Source organism: uncultured Roseobacter sp., assembly GCF_947499265.1.
Lineage (GTDB): Bacteria > Pseudomonadota > Alphaproteobacteria > Rhodobacterales > Rhodobacteraceae > Roseobacter.
Map to the genome: position 1 here is coordinate 345,894 of NZ_CANMNK010000001.1, position 21,972 is coordinate 367,865.

A 21,972-nucleotide genomic window follows, 5' to 3' on the forward strand; every position below is an offset into this window, starting at 1 on the left:
CAAGCGCTGACGGGACGTCGTTGCTGACAGTCCCACATTGGGTCAACATAGTCCCATTGAAACACATCAAGGGAGATCGCCATGACACAAGAGATCGTCATTCTGGACGGTGCGCGCACCGCAATTGGAACCTTTGGCGGATCCCTCGCCGCGACGTCGCCGATTGAGTTGGGGACCACTGCCGCCAAGGCCGCGTTGGAGCGGTCGGGCGTCGAAGGTGGTCAGATCGGGCATGTGGCCTTTGGCCATGTGATCAACACCGAGCCGCGTGACATGTACCTCAGCCGCGTCGCCGCGATGCAAGCGGGCGTGCCCGACAGCGTGCCAGCGATGAACGTCAACCGGCTTTGCGGGTCCGGCGTGCAGGCGATTGTATCGGTGGTGCAATCGCTGATGTTGGGTGACGCCGAGTTCGGTCTGGCGGGGGGTGCCGAGAACATGTCGCGCTCCCCCTTCATCGTGCCGGATCAACGCTGGGGTGCAAAGATGGGCGATATCCGCACGTTGGACATGATGCTGGGCGCGTTGAACTGCCCCTTTGGCACCGGACACATGGGCGTGACGGCGGAAAATGTGGCGCGTGAGCACGACATAACGCGTGCGGATCAGGATGCCTTTGCACTGCAAAGCCAGCAGCGCGCGGCAGCGGCGATTGAGGCGGGCCACTTTGCCAGCCAGATCGTGCCCGTCGACGTGCGGGTGAAGCGCGATACGGTCGCCTTTGCCACCGATGAACACCCCAAAGCCACGACGCAGGAAGCGCTGTCGGGATTGCGGCCCGTGTTCCAGAAAGACGGGAGCGTCACGGCGGGCAACGCCAGCGGTATCAACGACGGTGCGGGTGCGGTCGTGTTAGCGACGGCAGAAGCCGCCGAAAAGGCGGGGCTGAAACCGAAAGCGCGCATTCTGGGGTACGCCCATGCGGGCGTGCGGCCGGAGGTCATGGGCATCGGGCCGGTGCCCGCGGTCGAAAACCTCTTGGCGCGCACGGGGCTCAGCGCCAGTGATTTTGACGTGATCGAGAGCAATGAAGCCTTTGCCGCGCAGGCACTGGCCGTCAGCAAATCGCTTGGGTTCGACCCCGCGAAGGTCAATCCGAACGGTGGCGCGATTGCTCTGGGACACCCGGTGGGCGCGACCGGGGCGATCATCACGGTCAAGGCTCTCTACGAGCTTGAACGGATCCAGGGGTCCAAAGCGCTGATCACCATGTGCATCGGTGGCGGGCAGGGTATCGCGCTGGCCATCGAGCGGCTGTGATCAGTCAAACATCAGAGTGACCAGCACCAGAAAGGCGCCGCCACCTACCCCGATGGAGATGCCGAGGATCACGGCAAGAAACACCCGTTCCAGCAATCCACGCGGGGCGGGTGTCGCCGCTTCGGTGCTCTGCTTGACCAGGGCCGCTTCAACCATGCCCGGCAGACGCGGGCCAAAGCGGGCAAAGACTTGAGCGGTCTTGGCCAGATCGGTCAAAACGGCCTTGGGCCCGATGGATTTGGAGATGTAGTCGGTGACAATCGGGCTGGCGACCTGCCAGATGTTGATCTGCGGGTTCAGTGACCGCGCGACGCCTTCGACGACCACCATGGTACGTTGCAGCAGGATCAGTTCGGTGCGGGTCTCCATGCCAAACCGCTCTGTGACTTCAAAGAGATAGTTCAGCAAGCGCCCCATCGAGATGTGATTGGCATCCATGCCGAAAATCGGTTCCCCCACGGCGCGCAGGGCACGGGCAAATTCATCCACATCCTTGTCGGCGGGCACGTAACCAGCCTCGAAATGCACCTCGGCGACACGTTTGTAATCCTTGCGGATGAAGCCAAAGAGGATCTCCGCATAAACCCGGCGGGTGTATTCATCAATGTGCCCCATGATCCCGAAATCATAGGCGATGATGTCGCCGTTGGGCGCGACTTTCAGGTTGCCCTGGTGCATATCAGCGTGAAAATACCCGTCGCGCAGGGCATGGCTGAGGAACAGCTGCAAGACCCGCTCGCTGAGCGCCACACGGTTATGGCCCGCGGCATCCAGGGCTGCGTTGTCGCCCATCGGCGCGCCATCAGCCCATTCCAGCGTCATCACCCGGCGGGCGGAATATTCCCATTTGATCAGCGGCAGATCAAAGCCATCGTCGTTCTTGGTGTTGGCGGCGAATTCCGATGCGGCCGAGGATTCCAGCCGCAGGTCCAATTCACCGCGCACCACCCCGTCGAAATGTTCGATCACCTCCATCGGGCGCAATCGGCGGGAGCCGGGCGAAAAAATCTCCACCATGCGGGCGGCAAGATAGAAGGCATCGATGTCCTTGCGGAAGGCCTTTTCAATCTTCGGGCGCAGGACTTTGACCGCAACGGCTTCGTTGTTGGACGCGAGCGTGGCCTTGTGCACCTGAGCAATCGACGCGGCAGCCACCGGTTCGCTGAAATCGGAGAATATCTGATCGACCGGTTGGCCAAGTTCACGCTGCACTTCGGCTTTGGCCTCTTCCACAGAGAAGGGCGGCAGTTTGTCCTGCAGTACCCGGAGTTGGATCGCCAGTTCATCGCCCACCACGTCGGGCCGGGTCGAGAGAATCTGGCCAAACTTGATATAGGCCGGCCCCAGAGCGGTCAGCGCGCGGGTGGCGGGGGGCATGTTCGGATCCCCCGAGTAGCCCAGCCATTTGAACGGCAGACCCAGCGCGCGGGCCACAAACCGCAAGGCTGGCGGGGCTTCAAAGGCGTCGAGGACAACCTGCATCGCGCCGGTACGCTCCAGCGTGGCGCCGGTTCTGATCAACCGCCAGATATTGTGGGGTCCGCGCATGGATTATTCCTTCGCTTCGAATTGCTGGCGCAATCCGACCGGATGGGGGCGCTGCCCCCCGCTGGGCCTTTGGCCCGCGTCCCCCGGGATATTTTGGGCCAGAAGAAGATCGGGCGGCCTGCGGTTTTGTGCGATCATAGTTTCCATCCGGAATGCAGCGCCGCGACACCCATCGTCAGGTTGCGATATTTTGCGTTCTCAAACCCGGCGTCCCGCACCATCTGCAGAAATGTCTCCTGGTCCGGGAAGTTCCGGATCGATTCCACGAGATACTGATAGCTGTCACGATCCCCGGCGATCATCTGACCCATGTGCGGGATGACATTGAAGCTGTAGAGATCATAGGCTTTCTGCATCATCGGGTTTGGCAGTTGGCTGAATTCCAGCACCATCAACCGCCCACCGGGGCGCAGCACACGGTAGGCTTCGTTCAAGGCCTCCTGCGGGCGGGTTACATTCCGAATGCCGAAGCTGATGGTGTAGACATCAAAGGTATTGTCGTCGAAGGGCAACGCCATGGCGTCGCCCACCACCCAGTCGAGGCTGTCATCCATCTGTTCGGCTTCTGCGCGCTTGCGGCCTTCGATCAGCATCGGTTCGGTCAGGTCCAGCACGGTTGCGTGACCGGCGCCTGCGCGTTTGAGAAAGCGAAAAGAAATGTCGCCCGTGCCCCCCGCCACATCGAGCAGTTTCTGTCCCGGACGCGGCGCCAGCCAATCCATCATCGCGTCTTTCCACAAGCGGTGAATGCCACCCGACATCACATCATTCATGATGTCGTATTTGCTGGCCACGGAGCTGAAAACCCCTTGCACGCGCCCAGCCTTTTCGCCTTCCGGCACGGTTTCAAACCCGAAATGGGTGGTTTTGTCGCTGTGATCGGTCATCGGCACTTGTGGTCCTTGCAGTTCGGACTTTGTTATAGGGCTCTGGGCCCCATGCACAATGCGGCCCTTTGGTCACAGGGGGCGCATATGCCGGAACTGCCAGAAGTCGAGACGGTCAGGCGCGGATTGACGCCCGCGATGGAAGGTGTCGTGATTGCACAGGCCGACGTCAACCGCCCCGATCTGCGCTGGCCGTTTCCGCCGGGTATGGCCACACGGCTGACCGGGCAACGGGTGGAACGGCTCAGACGACGTTCCAAGTACATCCTTGCCGATCTGAGTTCGGGGGAAACGCTGCTGATCCATCTGGGCATGTCAGGGCGGATGCTGGTCTCTGGCGATCCGCTTGGAACATTCCTGCATGACCACCCCGCGCCCGAAAAACATGACCACGTGGTGCTGCATATGGCGAACGGTGCGCGGATCACCTTCAACGATCCGCGGCGTTTTGGCGCGATGGATATGATGGAAACAGCAACCGCCGACACCCACAAGCTGCTGAGCGTTCTTGGCCCGGAACCCCTGGGCAATGATTTTCACGCCGCACACCTCGTGTCGGCCCTCAAAGGCAGGATGACACCCATCAAATCGGCCCTGCTTGACCAGCGCATTGTTGCGGGTTTGGGCAATATCTACGTCTGCGAAACGTTATTCCGCGCAAAAATCAGACCAACGCAAAAAGCTGGCAAACTTTCCAAACCCAAGGTTGAACGCCTGGTTCCGATCATCCGCGACGTGCTGTCGGAGGCGATTGAGGCAGGCGGTTCATCGCTGCGGGATTTCCGGCAAGCCGATGGAGAGCTTGGATATTTCCAGCATACCTTTGACGTCTACGGGCGGGAGGGCGCCCCCTGCCGGACCCCCGATTGCCCCGGCGTCATCAGGCGAATCGTTCAATCCGGACGCTCATCCTTCTACTGCGCGCAATGCCAAAGATAGCTTGAACCCCGCAAACTGCGTGTTACAGACTCGGAGTTCCAGACAACAACCGAGAGCTTCTTTAATGGCCTATGAAACGATCATCGTTGATGTAGAGAACCATGTGGCGCAGATCACGCTGAACCGGCCCGACGCCCTGAACGCCCTGAATGATCAGTTGATGAGCGAGCTTGCGGATGCACTCGGCAGCGCGCAGGCGAACGACAAGGTGCGCTGCATCATCATCACCGGATCGGAGAAGGCCTTTGCCGCCGGTGCGGACATCGCGATGATGAAGGACAAGACATTTGTCGAAGCATTCTCCGGCGATCTCTTCACGCCGGAAACCGATCAGATCATGCGGGTGCGCAAGCCGATCATCGCCGCGGTTTCTGGCTATGCGCTGGGGGGCGGCTGCGAATTGGCCATGATGTGCGATTTCATCATCTGCTCTGACACCGCGAAATTCGGCCAGCCGGAAATCAATCTGGGTGTGGTTGCGGGCATCGGCGGCACGCAGCGCCTGACCAGGATTGTCGGCAAATCCAAGGCCATGGATATGAACCTGACGGGCCGTTTCATGGACGCAGAAGAAGCCGAGCGCTCCGGTTTGGCGTCCAGAGTTGTGCCGTGCAAAAAGCTGCTGGACGAGGCGCAGGGTGCCGCCCAGAAGATCGCCGAGAAATCCATGATTTCTGTGATGGTGGTCAAGGAGGCGGTGAACCGCGCCTACGAGGTGCCGCTGCGGGAAGGGCTGCTGTTTGAACGGCGCATGTTCCACTCGCTTTTTGCCACCGAAGACCAGTCCGAAGGCATGTCCGCCTTTCTGGAAAAGCGCGAGGCACAGTTCCGCGACAGGTAATCAACTGCCCTAATACTGACCAATCGGGTGGCGGATCTGCGCGCTGATGGCACGGATTTCACGACATTTGCGTTGCTTATTTTCAGCTTCAGGTATAAGTACTCTACCCTAAGTTGCGGTTGCGAGAGAAGCCGATGGTTGGACAGATTGACAAGGAAAGTCTGACATGGCGGCTGACCCCGGATCTGCTTGGTATTCTGGACGAAACGGGTGTGTTCACGGACACCAACCCCGCCTGGTTCAAGACATTGGGCCGCCTGCCTGAAGACATCGAAAGCCGGCAGTTTTTCGACTTTCTCCATCCGGATGACATGGCAGATGCCGAACAGGCCTTTGCCGACATCCAAAAAGGCAAGGCGATCCTGCAATTCGAAAACAGGTACCGGCATAAGGACGGCAGCTATCGGTGGCTTTCCTGGAACGCGGTGCCCGAAGAGGGTCTGTTTTTTTGCAGCGCCCGGGACATTACCGCCGCCAAAAACAACGAGGCAATGCTCAAGACCCGGGAGGACGAAGCCCGCTTGCGTGAACAGTTCATCGCGGTGCTGAGCCATGACCTGCGGTCTCCTGTTGCCGCCGTCAGCTCCGCGATCTGGACGGCGCTGCGACAGGAGCAAACGGAAAAATCCCGCAGGCTTTTGCTGACGGCAGAGGTTTCGCTGGTGCGTATGACCGGGTTGATCTCCGACGTCATGGATTTTGCCCGCGCCCGACTGGGCGGCGATATTGGCATTGATGCCGCCGAACCCGTCGCATTAAAGCCGGTGCTGGAACAGGTGGTTCAGGAAATACGTCTTGCCAATTCGGGCGTGGTCATCGTCGAAGACTTTTTCTTTTACGATCAAATCCAGTGTGACGCGGCTCGGATTGGTCAGCTGTTGTCCAATCTGGTGTCAAACGCCGTCTTTCACGGCGATCAATATCAGCCCATTCGTGTCCGCGCCTTCGATGATGGCATTGATTTAATCCTGACGGTCACGAATTTCGGAAAACCGATACCGCCCGCCGCACAGGCCAAACTGTTTGAACCCTTCACACGCGCGGAGGTCATGAAATCGCAAAACGGATTGGGACTGGGGCTCTTCATCGCGCAACAGATCGCCCTGGGCCATGGCGGCACGCTGACCGTGCGCTCGGATGAGGCCGAAACGGAATTTCGCCTGACGCTGCCCCGGATGGACGAAAGCGAGCCGTCTTCCGAGGATCAAGAGGAACCGTCCTACGCCAGATGAAACCGGGCCCGGCGCTTATGGGCGAATTTTGCGGTTTGCAAATACCTGCAGCTTGTTTATAGACCCGCGGAGACATGCGCGTGCAGCCCGCTTTGGCTAGAATCACCTTTGGTTGAGCCTCAACCAGAACGGGGGGCATCGTGCGATCGAAACACATTGAACCCTTAGAAAAGGTGACGCACACATGGCCAATTCGCCACAGTCCAAGAAACGCGCCCGCCAGAACGAAGCCCGTTTCCAGATCAACAAAGCGCGCCGTTCGCGCATCCGTACCTATTTGCGCAAAGTCGAAGAGGCGATTGCCTCCGGTGACAAAGATGCCGCTGCGGCAGCTCTGAAAGAAGCGCAACCTGAATTGATGCGCGGCGTGACAAAAGGTGTATTCCACAAGAATACTGCAGCGCGGAAAGTCTCGCGCCTGTCTGCCCGGGTCAAAGCAATAGGTTAACAAAACCAGCTAAATTGGTTAACAAAAGCGCGCCAACCGGCGCGCTTTTTGCGTTTTTTGAGACTCTTTCCGCCCTGCCAGAGATTCTTTTTTTGAAAATTCAGAGTCAAGAATGAAGTTCAGTTGCCGTGCCGCTCACGAACTTGCTACCAGTGTAGTGCGATTCATTTCGCCATGGGGGGACAGGTTCTGAACGTTCATTTCGCACTGCAGCGAAAATACTGACGTCGGAAACTGGGTGCTGCATAACCTGTAGCACATTCAGTCTGCAAACGTTGCCAAAACAGCGTTTCGCCCTGTCAAAAAAGACTACGGACGGTGTCGTCTGATTTGATACTTGGCTCCATTTGCGTGGGGCCTCATCGGTCGGGCTTTGCCAAATCTGTACATGCCGGTGTGTGGCATTCCGATCCTGGGTGGGAGCGGTAATGCGAGGCATCTGCAAACGGAGAAGCAGGCGTGGGACTCCAAAAATGGAGACCGCGTTCATTGGGAAACGCTAAAGGGAAAACAGGTCAAACATGACTAAAGAAAAATGGGGGCAGTTGAGGCAGCGGCTGCTCAAGACTGTAGGGCAAAACAATTACACCAATTGGATCGAACCGATCGAATTCCGGGCCAGCAATGACGGGATTGCGACCTTGGATGTGCCAACGAATTTTTTGGGGAACTATGTGAACCAGAACTTTTCGGATCTGATCCTGCATGAATTGAAATCCGAGGATCCCAGTGTGTGCCGTCTGCGGTTTGCGGTCCCTGTTGCAGCGGAGGCGGATTGTGCCGCAGTCCCCGGCGCCGGTGCTGAGGCGCCGAAAGTCGTAAAACCCGTGGCGCCAAAATCCGGCGGTGCCATGGTCACAGCCCCGCTCGACAAGCGTTTCACCTTCGACACCTTTGTGGTCGGCAAGCCCAACGAGCTCGCCCATGCCGCCGCGCGCCGTGTTGCCGAAGGTGGTCCGGTGACCTTCAACCCGCTCTTTCTCTACGGCGGCGTTGGCCTTGGTAAGACACACCTGATGCATGCCATTGCACATGAGCTGCGTGTGCGGCGTCCGGAAATGAACGTGCTCTACCTGTCGGCGGAACAGTTCATGTATCGATTTGTGCAGGCCCTGCGCGACCGCAAGATGATGGACTTCAAGGAAATCTTCCGCTCGGTCGATGTACTGATGGTCGATGATGTACAGTTCATCGCTGGAAAGGACAGCACCCAGGAGGAGTTCTTTCACACCTTCAACGCGCTGGTCGATCAGAACAAGCAGATCATCATTTCTGCGGACCGTGCACCGGGCGAGATCAAGGACCTTGAAGACCGCGTGAAGTCACGTCTGCAATGTGGCCTTGTTGTCGACCTGCACCCAACGGACTATGAGTTGCGCCTTGGCATCCTGCAAAGCAAGGTGGAACAGCAGCGCAGCAACTATCCCGGTCTGGAGGTTGAGGCGGGTGTGCTGGAATTCCTGGCGCATCGGATTTCGACCAATGTGCGCGTGCTCGAAGGCGCGCTGACGCGGCTATTCGCCTTTGCCTCGCTGGTCGGGCGTGAGATCAACATGGAGCTGACCCAGGATTGCCTCTCGGACGTGCTGCGCGCCTCCGAGCGCAAGATCACCGTCGAGGAAATCCAGCGCAAAGTGTCGGATCACTACAACATTCGTCTTAGCGACATGATCGGGCCCAAACGTTTGCGCTCCTACGCGCGGCCCCGGCAGGTCGCGATGTATCTTTGCAAGAAAATGACCAGCCGCTCCCTGCCAGAGATTGGACGGCGTTTTGGAGGGCGCGACCACACCACGGTCATGCACGGCGTCAAACGCATCGAAGAGTTGAAAACCCAGGACGGCCAGATCGCCGAGGATCTGGAGCTTCTGCGCCGCGCGCTGGAAGAATAGTCACATGATTGACCCGCAGCGCTGCAAAGTGCCTGCGGGTCTTGACGCCCTGCCCTTTCCAACAGACAAACCAATAAAAGTCTTGTGAAGTCGGTGGAACCGGGTAATTTGCCTTTCCCGACTGGTGGGAAGGATAAAAACATCATGAAGATCAGCATCGAACGCGCAGCCCTGCTCAAGGCAGTGTCCCAGGCTCAATCCGTTGTTGAACGGCGCAACACAATTCCCATTCTCGCCAATGTGTTGATTGAAGCCGAAGGCAGTGATGTGACCTTCCGCGCGACCGACCTCGACATCGAGGTTGTGGATAAGGCACCCGCGCAGGTGGAGCGTGCCGGAGCCACCACCGTCTCTGCCACCACCCTGCATGAAATTGTCCGCAAGCTGCCCGATGGGGCGCTTGTCACGCTGACCGCTGATGGCGCGACGGGCCGATTGACTGTTGACGCGGGCCGGTCGAATTTCTCGCTCGCCACCTTGCCGAAAGAAGACTTCCCGGTGATGGCCTCGTCGGAATATGCCTCCAACTTCTCCGCGGCGGCCCCCGTGCTGCGGCGGCTTTTCGACAAGTCGAAGTTCGCGATCTCCACCGAGGAGACCCGTTATTATCTGAACGGCGTCTACATGCATGTCTCTGACACCGAAGGCGGTCAGGTGCTGCGTTGCGTGGCCACGGATGGCCATCGTCTTGCCCGCATTGACGCCGATCTGCCGGATGGGGCCGCGGACATGCCTGGCGTGATCGTGCCGCGCAAAACCGTTGGCGAATTGCGCAAGCTGCTGGACGATGACGAGATGAAAATCGCGGTGTCGGTTTCCGAAACAAAGGTCCGGTTTGCGACGCCTGACATCACGCTGACGTCCAAGGTGATTGATGGCACCTTCCCCGACTACACACGGGTCATCCCGCAGGGCAACACGCGCAAGCTGGAGGTCGACGCCAGCGATTTCGCCCAGGCCGTGGACCGGGTGGCCACGGTGAGTTCCGAACGCTCTCGCGCGGTGAAACTGCAGCTCGACGAGGACCGGCTTGTATTGTCGGTGAATGCGCCTGACTCAGGGGCTGCCGAGGAGGAACTGGCCGTTGCCTATGGGGACGAGCGGCTGGAAATTGGTTTTAATGCCAAATACTTGCTGGAAATCGCCAGCCAGGTAGATCGTGAAAACGCGGTCTTCATGTTCAACTCCTCGGGCGATCCGACGCTGATGCGCGAAGGCAATGATCAATCGGCGGTCTACGTTGTCATGCCGATGCGCGTCTAAGAGATTCTGGCCTTCGGCGAGGATATTTTTTGCCAAGAGAAGGAGCACGGATGGCGCTGTTCCTTTCGCACCTGACCCTGTCTCATTTCAGATCGCACAAGATCGCGCGGATGGCTTTGGATGCGCGGCCTGTGGCGCTTTTTGGGTCCAATGGTGCCGGCAAGACAAATGTGCTTGAGGCCGTATCGCTGTTTTCGCCCGGTCGCGGATTACGCCGCGCCAGTGCGGAGGACATGACCCGTCGCCCGGAAGCCGTGGGCTGGAAAATCACCGGTGTTTTGCAATCTCTGCACCAGATGCACGAGGTTGAGATCTGGTCGGAAGAAGGCGCTGCACGGCAGGTCAAAATCGACAGCAAGGCCAATCCGCAAACCGCGTTGGGGCGTATTGCAAGGGTATTGTGGCTGATCCCGGCGATGGACAGGCTTTGGATCGAAGGGGCCGAGGGACGGCGGCGGTTTCTGGATCGGATCACCCTGAGTTTCGAACCCATGCACGCCGAAGCGTCGCTTGCCTATGAACGGGCCATGCGGGAACGCAACCGGCTGCTGAAAGACATGGTGCGGGATCCCGCGTGGTATGGGGCGCTGGAAAGCCAGATGGCGCAGGCGGGGATTGCCATCGACACCAATCGCCGCGCAGCCCTGGCTCAATTGGCCGACGCCCAACGCGGGGCGGCAACGGCCTTTCCTGCGGCGGATCTGACGCTGACACATGCCGAAGGGGATTTGCCGGAGACGGAAGAAGATCTGCGGGCGGCCCTCGCCGATAATCGCAGTCGTGACATGGCCGCAGGACGTAGCCTCATCGGTCCGCATCGCGCTGACTTATATGGTGTTTACCGTGCCAAGGACGTACCGGCCAAGGATTGCTCCACCGGGGAGCAAAAAGCGCTTTTGGTCTCTTTGATCCTCGCCAATGCACGGGCGCTGGCGCGGGATTTCGGCGCGCCGCCCCTTTTGTTATTGGATGAGGTCGCTGCCCATCTGGATGCTGATCGACGCGCGGCCCTATATGATGAAATTGTGGGGTTGGGCGCGCAGGCCTGGATGACTGGCACCGGGCCGGAACTCTTCGAGACGCTCGGCTCCCGCGCCCAGTACATCGAGGTTTCCGAAACCGATGGCGTTTCCCGGATCGAGCCCCGGCAATGACCATCGGCTTGCCTGATCTGTTGCTCTACTCCGGCGCGCTGGTGATCCTCTTTCTCACCCCGGGACCTGTGTGGCTGGCGCTCATGGCGCGCGCCCTCTCTGGTGGGTTTCAGGCGGCCTGGCCACTTGCCCTGGGTGTCGCGGTTGGTGATATCGTCTGGCCGCTGGTGGCGATCCTTGGGATCTCGTGGATCCTGTCGATGTTCGATGTGTTCATGGCGGTGCTGCGCTGGGTGGCCTGTGGCGTTTTCATTGGTATGGGCGTGCTGTTGATCAAACACGCGCGGCAGAAAATCAGCACCGACAGCAGGCTGACGCGTCCCGGCCTCTGGCCCGGGTTCATGGCGGGGCTGGTGGCCATTCTAGGCAATCCAAAGGCGGTCTTGTTCTACATGGGCGTACTGCCCGGCTTCTTTGATCTGCGCAGCGTCTCGGTTTGGGACATCGCGGCCATCCTCGCGGTTTCTGTCGCGATCCCGATGATTGGCAACTTGATGCTGGCCGCTTTTGTCGGACAGGTCCGCTCAATTGTCACGGCGCCCCGGACACTGACCCGCATCAATATCACATCGGGCCTTTTGCTCATTCTGGTCGGTATGCTTATCCCCCTCATCTGACACAAAATATTGTGCCAATTGCGTGACATCCCGGCCTAAAAACCGTATAAAATAGCAAAAATACGAAGGTTTAGCGGCATGTCCGACAACGAGCAGACGCCAGAAGAATATGGCGCCGATTCTATCAAAGTTCTCAAAGGCTTAGAGGCTGTCAGAAAACGTCCCGGGATGTATATCGGGGACACCGATGACGGGTCGGGTCTGCACCATATGGTGTATGAGGTTGTCGACAACGGCATTGACGAGGCTTTGGCCGGGCATGCGGACGCGGTGACGGTCACAATCCACGAGGATTCCTCGGTTTCGGTGAGCGACAATGGCCGCGGCATTCCGGTGGGCATTCACGAGGAAGAGGGCGTTTCTGCGGCCGAAGTGATCATGACGCAGCTACATGCGGGCGGGAAGTTTGACAGCAACTCCTACAAGGTCTCCGGCGGTTTGCACGGCGTTGGCGTCTCCGTGGTCAACGCGCTCTCCGACTGGCTGGAGCTGCGCATCTGGCGCGAAGGCAAGGAGCACGTCGCACGGTTTGAGGGCGGGTTCACGACCAAACATCTGGAGGTCGTCGGCCCGACAGAAAAGACCGGGACCGAAGTGCGCTTCATGGCCTCGACCGAGACGTTTTCGAACCTCGAATACTCCTTCGACACGCTGGAAAAGCGGTTGCGTGAATTGGCGTTCCTGAATTCCGGCGTGCGGATCATTCTGGTGGATGAACGTCCGGCGGAGGCGCTGCGCTCCGAGTTGTTTTACGAAGGGGGCGTGAAAGAATTCGTCAAATACCTCGACCGCCACAAGGCCTCTGTCATGCCGGAGCCGATTTTCATCACCGGCGAACGCGATGACATCGGCGTCGAAATCGCCATGTGGTGGAACGACAGCTATCATGAAAGCGTGCTGCCCTTTACCAACAACATCCCGCAGCGCGACGGCGGCACCCATATGGCGGGCTTTCGCGGCGCGCTGACCCGCACGATCAACAACTATGCGCAATCCAGCGGCATTGCGCGGAAGGAAAAGGTCAGTTTCACCGGGGACGATGCGCGCGAAGGTCTGACCTGCGTTTTGTCGGTGAAAGTGCCGGACCCGAAATTCTCCTCCCAGACCAAGGACAAGCTGGTGTCCTCCGAAGTGCGGCCCGCCGTTGAAGGGTTGGTGAACGAGAAACTGTCTGAATGGTTCGAGGAGAACCCCAATGAGGCCAAGATCGTTGTGGGCAAAATCATCGAAGCCGCCCATGCCCGCGAGGCTGCGCGCAAGGCGCGGGACCTGACCCGGCGCAAGACGGCGATGGATGTGAACTTTCTGGCCGGCAAGCTCAAGGATTGCTCCGAAAAGGACCCGTCCAAGACGGAAGTTTTCCTGGTGGAGGGCGACAGCGCCGGGGGCTCCGCGCAGACCGGACGTGACCGGCAGACGCAGGCGATCCTGCCGCTCAAGGGTAAAATCCTGAACGTGGAGCGCGCCCGGTTTGACCGGATGCTGGGAAGCCAGGAGATCGGCAACCTTGTCATGGCCTTGGGCACCGGCATTGGCCGCGATGAGTTCAACATTGAAAAGCTGCGCTACCACAAGATCGTAATCATGACGGATGCGGATGTGGATGGCGCGCACATCCGGACGCTGCTGCTAACGTTCTTCTACCGGCAGATGCCGGAGCTGATCGAGAACGGGCATCTCTATATTGCGCAACCGCCGCTCTACAAAGTGTCGCGCGGAAAATCCGAGGTCTACCTGAAAGATCAGGCCGCGATGGAAGACTACCTGATCCAGCAGGGCATCGAGGGTGCGATGCTGAAACAGGGCAACGGCGAGGAAATCACCGGCGCGGACCTGTCCCGCGTGGTCGATCTGGCGCGGCAAATGCGCCGGGTGCTGGAGGCCTTCCCCACCCATTATCCGCGCCATATTCTGGAACAGGCCGCGATCGCAGGGGCTTTTGCACCCGGCGTCGTGGATGCCGATTTGCAGGGCACGGCGGATAAGGTGGCCGCACGTCTGAACCTGATCGCAGCGGAATATGAGCGCGGCTGGCAAGGGCGGATCACGCAGGATCATGGCATCCGGCTGGCGCGTATTTTGCGTGGTGTCGAGGAGGTCCGCACGCTGGATGGTCGCATCTTGCGTGGTGGCGAGGCCAAGCGCACCGGCAGCTTTACCCAGAGCCTGCAGGAGGTCTACAACCTGCCCGCAACACTGGTGCGCAAGGACCGGATGCAGTCGATCCTGGGGCCGATGGACCTGCTGGACGCGATCCTACAAGAGGGTGAAAAAGGTCTGTCACTGCAACGCTACAAGGGCCTTGGCGAAATGAACCCCGATCAGCTGTGGGAAACCACGCTGGACCCGGACGCACGCACGCTGTTGCAGGTGAAGGTGGACGATATGGCAGAGGCGGATGATCTCTTCACCAAGCTCATGGGCGATGTGGTGGAGCCGCGGCGCGAGTTCATTCAGAAAAACGCATTGAGCGTGGAAAATCTCGACTTCTGATCCGCAAGCCGACGGGTCCCCGGTCTAACAGCTGTAACGCGCCCTAGCTGTCCCGGAAGGCGCGGGTGAAGTAGTCCGTGAGCGGTTTCGCCAGATAGTTCAACGGTGACCGTTCCGCCGTCCTGATAAAGGCCTCGACCGGCATGCCGGGCAGCAGCACCTGCCCGCCCAGTTTTTCCATTTCCGTGTCGTCGGGTATGAGTTCCACCTGATAATAGGATACTCCCGTCGTCTCATCCGTAAACACGTCTGCCGAAAGCTTTGTGACCTGGCCATAAAGCTCCGGCGTCATCCGCTGATCGAAAGCAGCGAAGCGCAGGGTCGCGGTCTGCCCAAGGTGCACCTGATCGACGTGGATCGGATCAATCCGGGCCGAAACCACCATCGGCTGGTCTTGCGGGATGATATACATGATCGGTTCCGCCGGAGAGACCACCGCCTGCAGGGCAAAAACGCGGCTGCCGTAGATCACACCGCTGACCGGCGCGCGTAGATCCATGCGGGACAGCGTATCCCGCGTGCTGAGGCGTCGCTGTACCAGCTCAACCTCCTGGAATTGCAGATCGCGCAGGGTGGTGATCGCCTCTTCGCGCAGCCGGGTGGTCAAGGCGATGCGTTCGATGTTCAGCGCCGCGATCTGCCCGCGCAGCTGCGCCACACTCGCGGTCACGCTGCCAATCTCGCCCAAAAGACGCGCCTGTTCCCGTTGCAGGGCGGAAACGCGCGCGGCGGGTGACAGACCTTTTTCAAAAAGCGTCTGACTGTCGGTCAGCTCGGTTTCGATCAATTCCCTTTGTGTTTCAAAAGCCGAAAGCTGGGCCGTGGCCCCTTCGATCTGGTTTTCGGCCTGTGCGATCTGTTCGGAGATCTGTCCAGCGCTTTGCTTTAATGACGCAGCCCGCGCCGCAAACAACCGCGCCTGACCATCCACAAGCGACTGCACGGAGGGGTCCTGCGCGGCCATTTCCTGCAACTCTTCGGAGATCGGCAGCGCGCTCAACCCGTCACGTTCGGCCTGTAACCGCGCCTTGCGGGCAAGGACTTCAAAAAGCTGCCCTTCGATGATGGCCAGTTCAGAGCGCAGTTGCGTGTCGTCAAAGCGCAAGACCACATCGCCGGCTGCTACCTGATCGCCATCTTTCACCAAGAGGGCCCCCACAACACCGCCTTGCGGATGCTGCAAAACCTGACGGTTTGATTCCACCTGGATCATCCCGGGCGCGATGACCGCGCCGGAGATCCGTGCCTGCACGCTCCAGACCCCCAAAACACCGACAAGAACCACCAGCGCCAAAGCGCCAATCATCAGCGGACCGGTTGCCTTCCATTGGCGGATTTCACCTGGCGCATCGCTCACGATCTCTTCCCCTTCGCCAAAGAACTTTGAATGTCTTTCACATTGCTCACCAAGGATTTCAGCACCTCGTCGCGCGGTCCATCCGCCTTGATCCGCCCGCCATCGATGACCAGAAGCCGGTCACACTCCGAAATGGCCGAGGGTCGGTGCGTCATGATGATCACCGCGCGGTTGGTCGCCTTGAACTCGCGCACCGCGAGGTTCAGCGCCACGGAGCCATCATTGTCGAGCGCGGAGTTGGGTTCGTCCAGCAGCAGCAAGACGGGATCGCCGTAAAATGCGCGTGCCAGGGCGATACGCTGGCGCTGACCCCCGGACAGCTGGCTGTCGTCGCCCTGCACAACGGTCTTGTACCCATCGGGCAGCGACAGGATCATCTCATGCGCATTGGCACGTTTGGCGGCCTCGACCACCTTTGCCTCGTCCGGTGCGACGGACATGCGCGCGATGTTCTCCGCAATCGTCCCGGAAAAGAGCACAACATTCTGCGGCAAGTATCCGATATGCGTGCCCAGGACATCCGGGTCATATTGCTCCAGCGTGGCACCGCCAAAGCGCACCTCTCCGGCGGCCACCTGCGTGAGCCCCAATAGCGTCTTGGCCAGCGTCGTCTTGCCCGAGCCGCTTTTGCCGATCACACCCAGTGCCTCGCCCTCCCCAATGTAGAAGGACACGCCGCTGAGGGTCGGGAATTTCGCACCGGGGGCCACAACCGAAACACCCGCAAAAGACACATTAGCGTGTGGCACCGGCAAGGCATGGGTTTCTGGCTCCACCGGGGTTTGCTTGAGCAACTCGCCCAGCGACGTCCAGGCCGCGCGTGTCCGCTGAACCATGCCCCACTGCCCCAAGGCTTGTTGAACTGGTGCCAGCGCACGGCCCAGCAGGATCGAGCTTGCAATCATGGCGCCTGCAGTCACCTCGGCCTGAAGCACCAGATAGGCACCCAACGCCAGCATCGCCGACTGCAGAAAGAGCCGGAAGGACTTGCCCATCGAGGTGAACACACCGGTCCAGTCGCTGGATTTTATCGAGGATTCAAGCGCGGTGTCCCGCATGTCGTGCCAACGTGCGGCAACGGCGGCACTCATCCCTTGTGCCCGCACCACTTCTGCTGACCGTCGCGCCTGTTCTGCGAGACCATGCGCACGTTGGGACTTGCTTTGAGCTTCCAGTGTCTTGGAATTGGTGAGCCAGTTGTTGAGCAGCGTGATCACGATGAGAACCGCGCTGCCAAATACCGCCAACCAGCCAAGCCACGGATGGAAAATAAAGATGGCCCCGATGAAAAGCGGGGTCCATGGGATATCGAACAAGGCCATCATCACCGGCGATGCAAAAAGGGTCCGTACCGATTCCAGATCGCGCAGACCGCTTGCCGGTGCCGCTCTTTCCTTGGGTGAGAGTGCGCGTCTGAGCACCGCGTCAAAGACGCGATCGTCCAACTGTGACTGAAACCGTGCCCCGAAACGGGCCAGAACGCGCCCGCGCGCATAATCCAGAAACATCATCAGCCCATAGAGCGCACCAACGAGCAAAAACAGCGCCACCAGCGTTTCTTCGGAGCGTGATCCAAGCACGCGATCATAGACCTGCAGCATGAACAAGGGGCCGGTCAGCATCAGAAGATTCACAAAGACACTGAAGATGAACACCGCCCACAAAAGCCAGATGCCCGAACTGCGGGCGCGTCGAAGCTCGGCAAAGCCTGCAATACTGTTATTTTTCATTCATCCAAACCCAACGGCTCATGCTCACCGAGACTGACACTGCAAAAGGTCAAACGCGATATCGGCGATCTGTATGTTGTCATTCAATCCGTTCATGCTGCAGGAAAAGCGTTTTCTACAACCTCTGGTGCGTATTGTCGATTTATCGCGCCGTTGGCAATCTTTCAATTTTCGTGAGGCGGGCCTGAGAGGACGTTTACACCTGTTGTCGGCACAATATGGCCGCTGCATCCGAAATTGAATGCCATACAAAAGGCGCTTGCCGAAACTCGAAAGCCCACCGCCCCGCAATGTTCAAAGCCGATATGCTCTGAAACCTCAGGGGTTAATCATCAGCCCATTCGGGCATCGGCTTTTTGGCAATGAAAGCATCTATGCCGCGCTCGGTATCGCGGGCCATCATGTTGTCCGCCATGGTGGCGCCCGTATAGGCATAGGCTGACGCAAGATCCATATCGGCCTGATTGTAGAAGGCCTCTTTACCGATCTTGATCGCAATGGGCGCTTTGGAAACGATCTTGTCAGCCATTGCGCGCGTCGCAGCGGCCAATTCTTCCTGCGGCACCACGTGATTGATCAACCCGATTTCAGCGGCCCGCGCTGCAGGCTGAAACTCCCCCAACAGCAGCATTTCCATCGCCTGTTTCCGCGCGACATTGCGAGACAGCGCAACCATGGGCGTCGAGCAGAACAAGCCGATGTTCACGCCGGACGTCGCAAAGGTCGCCGTGTCCGACGCCACAGCCAGATCGCAGGTCGCAACCAGCTGGCAGCCGGCCGCCGTCGCTATGCCCTTCACTTCCGCGATCACCGGCTGCGGCAGATGGACGATGGACATCATCATTTTCGAGCACGTGGCAAAAAGCGCATTGAAGTAGGATTTACCGCCATCGGCATCTTGTCGTCGTGCCGTCATTTCTTTCAGATTGTGGCCCGCGCAGAAATGCGCCCCTGCCCCGCGCAGAATGACCACTTTGACAGATTGATCATGCGCGATTTGATCCAAAGCCGCCTGCAAGGCGGACAGCATCTCTTCTGACAGCGCGTTCAGCGATTTGGGCCGGTTCAGGGTGACCGTGGCAATACCGTCTGAACGGTCCAGCACGACAGGCGCATCAACAGTTTCCACTTTGGACCCCCCGGGTTTGATCTCGCGTTGATCGCATCAAAGCTGGAAACGGGTCGGGCCTGCAAGCGAAATTGCTATTGCCCGGGGACGGTACCCTGCTTTGGTGTTTCCTGATCAATCGTGCGCGCGCCAGATCCGTCCCACAGGCTGTGGGGCACGGGGTCTTTTGCTTTCAGCAGGAACAGATAGGCAATCTGCCTATAGGACCGATAGGCATATCCACCGTTTCGTTCGAGAAATGCAGCGCGGCGTGCGGCGTAATAGGGCTGCAATTGATACCAGGGCATCCGTGGAAAGGCATGGTGCACCGCGTGCAGGTTGTTTTTCAGAAACAGAAAGGACAGCAGCCCGCGATCCTCAATAATCACGCTCCTGCAGCGCGCTTTTTCGTGGGCGCGATGCTCCAGAAAGGTGCGGATTTTCAGGACGGACAGGCTGACATAGGCACAGAGCAGGTAAAGCCAAACCGGCATATCTGCGGCCAGAATCCACCAGATGCCAACACAGGCGAGGCCACCGGCATGAAAGATATATGCTTCTCTAATAGAGCGGTTTCCCTCCAGAATCGCCATGACGTCCTGCTTATAGAAAAGCGCCGTCGAAATTGCCGGGCCGACAATCACGCGCCCGAGCAGAGTGTTATTCCATTTGTAGAGCGCGCGCCGGGGCAGGTTCCACCGGGCCCAAACCGCGGGATCAATAAAATTGCTCTCCGGATCGTCATAAGGGTCGGTCAGAGCCGGGTCATGATGATGGGCAAGATGGGTGTCGCGAAACCTCAGGTAGGGAATGGCAAGGCCAAGCGCCGGGAACACCAATGCCGTATTCAAGGTCGTGTTTTGGAAAGGATGACCGTGCAGAACCTCGTGGTTGAGCGAGGAGTAGAGGGTCAGCGAGAGCGCCAGAAGGATACCGCTGCCCCAGGGGCCGATCACATCATATGTTGTCGTGGAAAGTGCAAAGCCGGTGTAGCAAAGTACTGCGATGAAAACCGTGGGCCATTCAATCTGCCGGAGGCCAGGTGCTGCAGGGGTCGCCAATTTATCCCGTCCTGTCAATGGGTTTGCTGTTTATCAATGTCCGAGGAGAAGTTTGACAAACCACGACGCTGCCGCAAGAGCGTGAATTTGTGAAAGATACATTACATTCGTCACGATTTAACGATTTCGTTGTGAATATGCACTTTTGGTGTATTAACATGACATGGATAAGCGTGATCTCTCCGCCATGTTCAAAGAACGTCTCGCACAGGTGCTGAGCTCTCACCCCGCTGGCAAGGGTCATTTTCTGCGAGAGGTGGGCATGGATCGCTCCGCGCTAAGCCAATTTCTGAACCCGGAGCTCGACCGCCTCCCCCGCGCAGAAACGCTGCGCCGCATTGCCCGGGTGAGCGGTGTTTCGGTGGATTGGCTGCTTTGTCTTGAAAACGCGCCGGAAGGGCGGCAGGAGGTCGCAGAAAGCGTCCAGATTGAAAAGGCTGTGCAGGCCGATGGCTCCACGCCGCTGGATCAATGGCGTAGTGCGGCAGCGGGGTTCAAACTGCGCTACGTGCCCTCCACCCTGCCCGATATGGTCAGCCTCGCGCCGGACGCCGATGCGGATGTTTCCGATGCGCGTGGCGGCGGTGTGGAGAATGTGCTGGGGCGCATTTCCCTGGACGATATGGACGTGGAAATCGCCATGCCCGTACAAACCCTGCGCGATTTATCCGCCCGCACCGGCCTTTGGCGCGGCGCAGATGCCCAGCAGTGCCGGGCGCAGCTGACCTATATGGCGCGGGTGTGCAAGGAAAACTATCCCGCCTTGCGCCTGCACCTCTACGACGGGACCAAGACGTTTTCCGCGCCCTTTACCGTTTTTGGCAAACAACGCGTCGCCCTCTACATCGGTGACGCCTATCTAGTCGTCAGCAGCCCGGATCAGGTGAAAGGTTTTGCCAAGCAATTTGACCGATTGGTACGACAGGCTGTGATCGGATCCGACCGGGTGCATGAATTGCTGACCGAACTGGCGGGCGAGGTTCGCGGTTAGTTTTGCGCCGCCATGACCGCACGTGCGATCACGATCTTCTGCACGTCTGAAGCGCCCTCATAGATGCGTAAAGATCTGATTTCACGATATAATTTTTCGGTAATACCGCCGGTGCGGACACCTTCGCCGCCATGCAATTGCACTGCCTTGTCAATGACAACCTGCGCCTGATCGGTCGAGAACAGCTTGGCCATCGCGGCTTCCCGGCTGACCCGTTCCGCTCCCATATCCTTGGCCCAGGCGGCCCGGTAGACCAGCAGTGCCGCCGCATCGACGTCAAGCGCCATGTCGGCGATATGCCCCTGCACCATCTGAAGGTCGGCAAGCGGGGCACCGAAGAGTTCGCGCTCCTTGACCCTGCTGAGAGAGGCATCAAGCGCCCGCCGCGCAAAGCCCAACGCCGCGGCCGCCACGGTGGAGCGGAAGACATCAAGCACCGACATCGCGATCCTGAAGCCGTCACCGGGCGCGCCAATTATCGCGTCGGCATCCAGCCGGACATCCTCAAAAGACAGGCGCGCCAAGGGATGCGGCGCCATCACATCCAGCCGCTCCGCCACGCTCAGGCCCGGCGTGTCCGCAGGCACCAGAAAGGCAGACAGTCCTTTCGCCCCCGCCGCTTCGCCCGTGCGGGCGAAAACCGTGTAGAGATCGGCGATGCCACCGTTTGAGATCCAGGTTTTCTCCCCGTTCAGGCGGTAACCATTGCCATCCCTTTCGGCCCTCATCTCCATGCTTGCGACATCCGAGCCCGACTTTGGCTCCGACAAGGCAAATGCAGAAAGCGCGCTGCCTGCGCGGGTTTTGTTGAGCCATGTGCGCTGCGCATCACTGCCGAAAAGAGACAGGGCGCCGGTTCCAAGACCCTGCATCGCGAAGGCAAAATCGGCCAGACCATCGTGGCGGGCAAGTGTTTCACGGATCAGGCACAGACTGCGCACATCCAGCCTGCCGGGCGCTGTGGGATCAATTGCGGAATGCTCAAGCCATCCCGCCTCCCCCAGCATCGCGACCAGCGAAATACACGCCTTGTCAGTATCCGTGTGATCGACATTGGACAGTGAGGCCTCGCACCACGCCTCCAAATCAGAGGCCAGCGCGCGGTGGTGGTCCTCAAAGAACGGCCATGACAGAAAAGACGTATCCGGCAT

Annotated in this window: 18 protein-coding genes; 11 read left to right on the forward strand and 7 right to left on the reverse strand. The window is 59.2% G+C overall.

Annotated features, from left to right (window positions below; genetic code table 11):
* Nucleotides 1–81 precede the first annotated feature (81 nt).
* Nucleotides 82–1,260: an acetyl-CoA C-acyltransferase family protein gene (locus tag Q1A63_RS01725; RefSeq protein ID WP_298968724.1), complete on the forward strand. Its 1,179-nt coding sequence runs from the start codon at nt 82–84 to the stop codon at nt 1,258–1,260.
* On the opposite strand, the gene ubiB is transcribed toward Q1A63_RS01725, so the two are convergent.
* Nucleotides 1,261–2,808, reverse strand: a complete 1,548-nt coding sequence (ubiB, locus tag Q1A63_RS01730; RefSeq protein WP_298968725.1) for a 2-polyprenylphenol 6-hydroxylase — start codon at nt 2,806–2,808, stop codon at nt 1,261–1,263. It abuts the gene before it with no gap.
* A 134-nt stretch (nt 2,809–2,942) separates the two neighbouring features.
* A complete protein-coding gene (ubiE, locus tag Q1A63_RS01735; RefSeq protein ID WP_298968727.1) occupies nt 2,943–3,695 on the reverse strand; it encodes a bifunctional demethylmenaquinone methyltransferase/2-methoxy-6-polyprenyl-1,4-benzoquinol methylase UbiE in 753 nt (250 codons plus the stop codon).
* Nucleotides 3,696–3,782: 87 nt separating this feature from the next.
* Between ubiE and mutM the strand changes: the two genes are divergently transcribed.
* The 9 genes from mutM (at nt 3,783) to gyrB (ending at nt 14,574) form a co-directional block, all read left to right on the forward strand.
* On the forward strand, nt 3,783–4,634 hold the full coding sequence (mutM, locus tag Q1A63_RS01740) for a bifunctional DNA-formamidopyrimidine glycosylase/DNA-(apurinic or apyrimidinic site) lyase (protein ID WP_298969567.1): 852 nt from the start codon (nt 3,783–3,785) through the stop codon (nt 4,632–4,634).
* A 64-nt stretch (nt 4,635–4,698) separates the two neighbouring features.
* The gene (locus tag Q1A63_RS01745) at nt 4,699–5,475 is read left to right on the forward strand and encodes an enoyl-CoA hydratase (protein WP_298968731.1); all 777 of its coding nucleotides are present in this window, start codon (nt 4,699–4,701) and stop codon (nt 5,473–5,475) included.
* A gap of 134 nt (nt 5,476–5,609) precedes the next feature.
* Nucleotides 5,610–6,707 carry a PAS domain-containing sensor histidine kinase gene (locus tag Q1A63_RS01750; protein WP_298968733.1) on the forward strand — a complete coding sequence of 366 codons (1,098 nt, stop codon included), beginning with the start codon at nt 5,610–5,612 and terminating at the stop codon, nt 6,705–6,707.
* Nucleotides 6,708–6,891: 184 nt separating this feature from the next.
* Nucleotides 6,892–7,155: a 30S ribosomal protein S20 gene (gene rpsT / locus Q1A63_RS01755; RefSeq protein ID WP_298968735.1), complete on the forward strand. Its 264-nt coding sequence runs from the start codon at nt 6,892–6,894 to the stop codon at nt 7,153–7,155.
* A 521-nt stretch (nt 7,156–7,676) separates the two neighbouring features.
* Nucleotides 7,677–9,047: a chromosomal replication initiator protein DnaA gene (gene dnaA / locus Q1A63_RS01760; RefSeq protein WP_298968736.1), complete on the forward strand. Its 1,371-nt coding sequence runs from the start codon at nt 7,677–7,679 to the stop codon at nt 9,045–9,047.
* Between the two features lie 144 nt (nt 9,048–9,191).
* Nucleotides 9,192–10,310, forward strand: coding sequence for a DNA polymerase III subunit beta (gene dnaN / locus Q1A63_RS01765; protein WP_299630457.1), 1,119 nt, complete (start codon nt 9,192–9,194; stop codon nt 10,308–10,310).
* 50 nt (nt 10,311–10,360) lie between these two features.
* A complete protein-coding gene (recF, locus tag Q1A63_RS01770; protein ID WP_299630459.1) occupies nt 10,361–11,464 on the forward strand; it encodes a DNA replication/repair protein RecF in 1,104 nt (367 codons plus the stop codon).
* Nucleotides 11,461–12,081 carry a LysE family translocator gene (locus tag Q1A63_RS01775; RefSeq protein ID WP_299630461.1) on the forward strand — a complete coding sequence of 207 codons (621 nt, stop codon included), beginning with the start codon at nt 11,461–11,463 and terminating at the stop codon, nt 12,079–12,081. Before recF ends, Q1A63_RS01775 begins: the two co-directional genes overlap by 4 nt.
* A gap of 78 nt (nt 12,082–12,159) precedes the next feature.
* The gene (gene gyrB, locus Q1A63_RS01780; protein WP_299630463.1) at nt 12,160–14,574 is read left to right on the forward strand and encodes a DNA topoisomerase (ATP-hydrolyzing) subunit B; all 2,415 of its coding nucleotides are present in this window, start codon (nt 12,160–12,162) and stop codon (nt 14,572–14,574) included.
* Between the two features lie 43 nt (nt 14,575–14,617).
* Here gyrB and Q1A63_RS01785 read toward each other — a convergent pair whose 3' ends face one another.
* From Q1A63_RS01785 to Q1A63_RS01800, 4 genes are all read right to left on the reverse strand, one after another.
* Nucleotides 14,618–15,880, reverse strand: a complete 1,263-nt coding sequence (locus Q1A63_RS01785) for an HlyD family type I secretion periplasmic adaptor subunit (protein WP_299501847.1) — start codon at nt 15,878–15,880, stop codon at nt 14,618–14,620.
* 47 nt (nt 15,881–15,927) lie between these two features.
* Entirely contained in the window at nt 15,928–17,661 is a 1,734-nt protein-coding gene (locus Q1A63_RS01790) for a type I secretion system permease/ATPase (protein WP_298968744.1), read from the reverse strand.
* Nucleotides 17,662–17,986: 325 nt separating this feature from the next.
* Entirely contained in the window at nt 17,987–18,790 is an 804-nt protein-coding gene (locus Q1A63_RS01795) for an enoyl-CoA hydratase (RefSeq protein ID WP_298968745.1), read from the reverse strand.
* Nucleotides 18,791–18,864: 74 nt separating this feature from the next.
* Complete coding sequence (locus tag Q1A63_RS01800; protein ID WP_298968746.1) at nt 18,865–19,830, reverse strand: fatty acid desaturase; 966 nt, start codon at nt 19,828–19,830, stop codon at nt 18,865–18,867.
* 163 nt (nt 19,831–19,993) lie between these two features.
* Between Q1A63_RS01800 and Q1A63_RS01805 the strand changes: the two genes are divergently transcribed.
* Nucleotides 19,994–20,821, forward strand: a complete 828-nt coding sequence (locus tag Q1A63_RS01805) for a helix-turn-helix domain-containing protein (RefSeq protein ID WP_298968748.1) — start codon at nt 19,994–19,996, stop codon at nt 20,819–20,821.
* Here the strand turns inward: Q1A63_RS01805 and Q1A63_RS01810 are convergent.
* Nucleotides 20,818–21,972: an acyl-CoA dehydrogenase family protein gene (locus tag Q1A63_RS01810; protein ID WP_298968750.1), complete on the reverse strand. Its 1,155-nt coding sequence runs from the start codon at nt 21,970–21,972 to the stop codon at nt 20,818–20,820. The two genes, Q1A63_RS01805 and Q1A63_RS01810, sit on opposite strands and share 4 nt — an antisense overlap.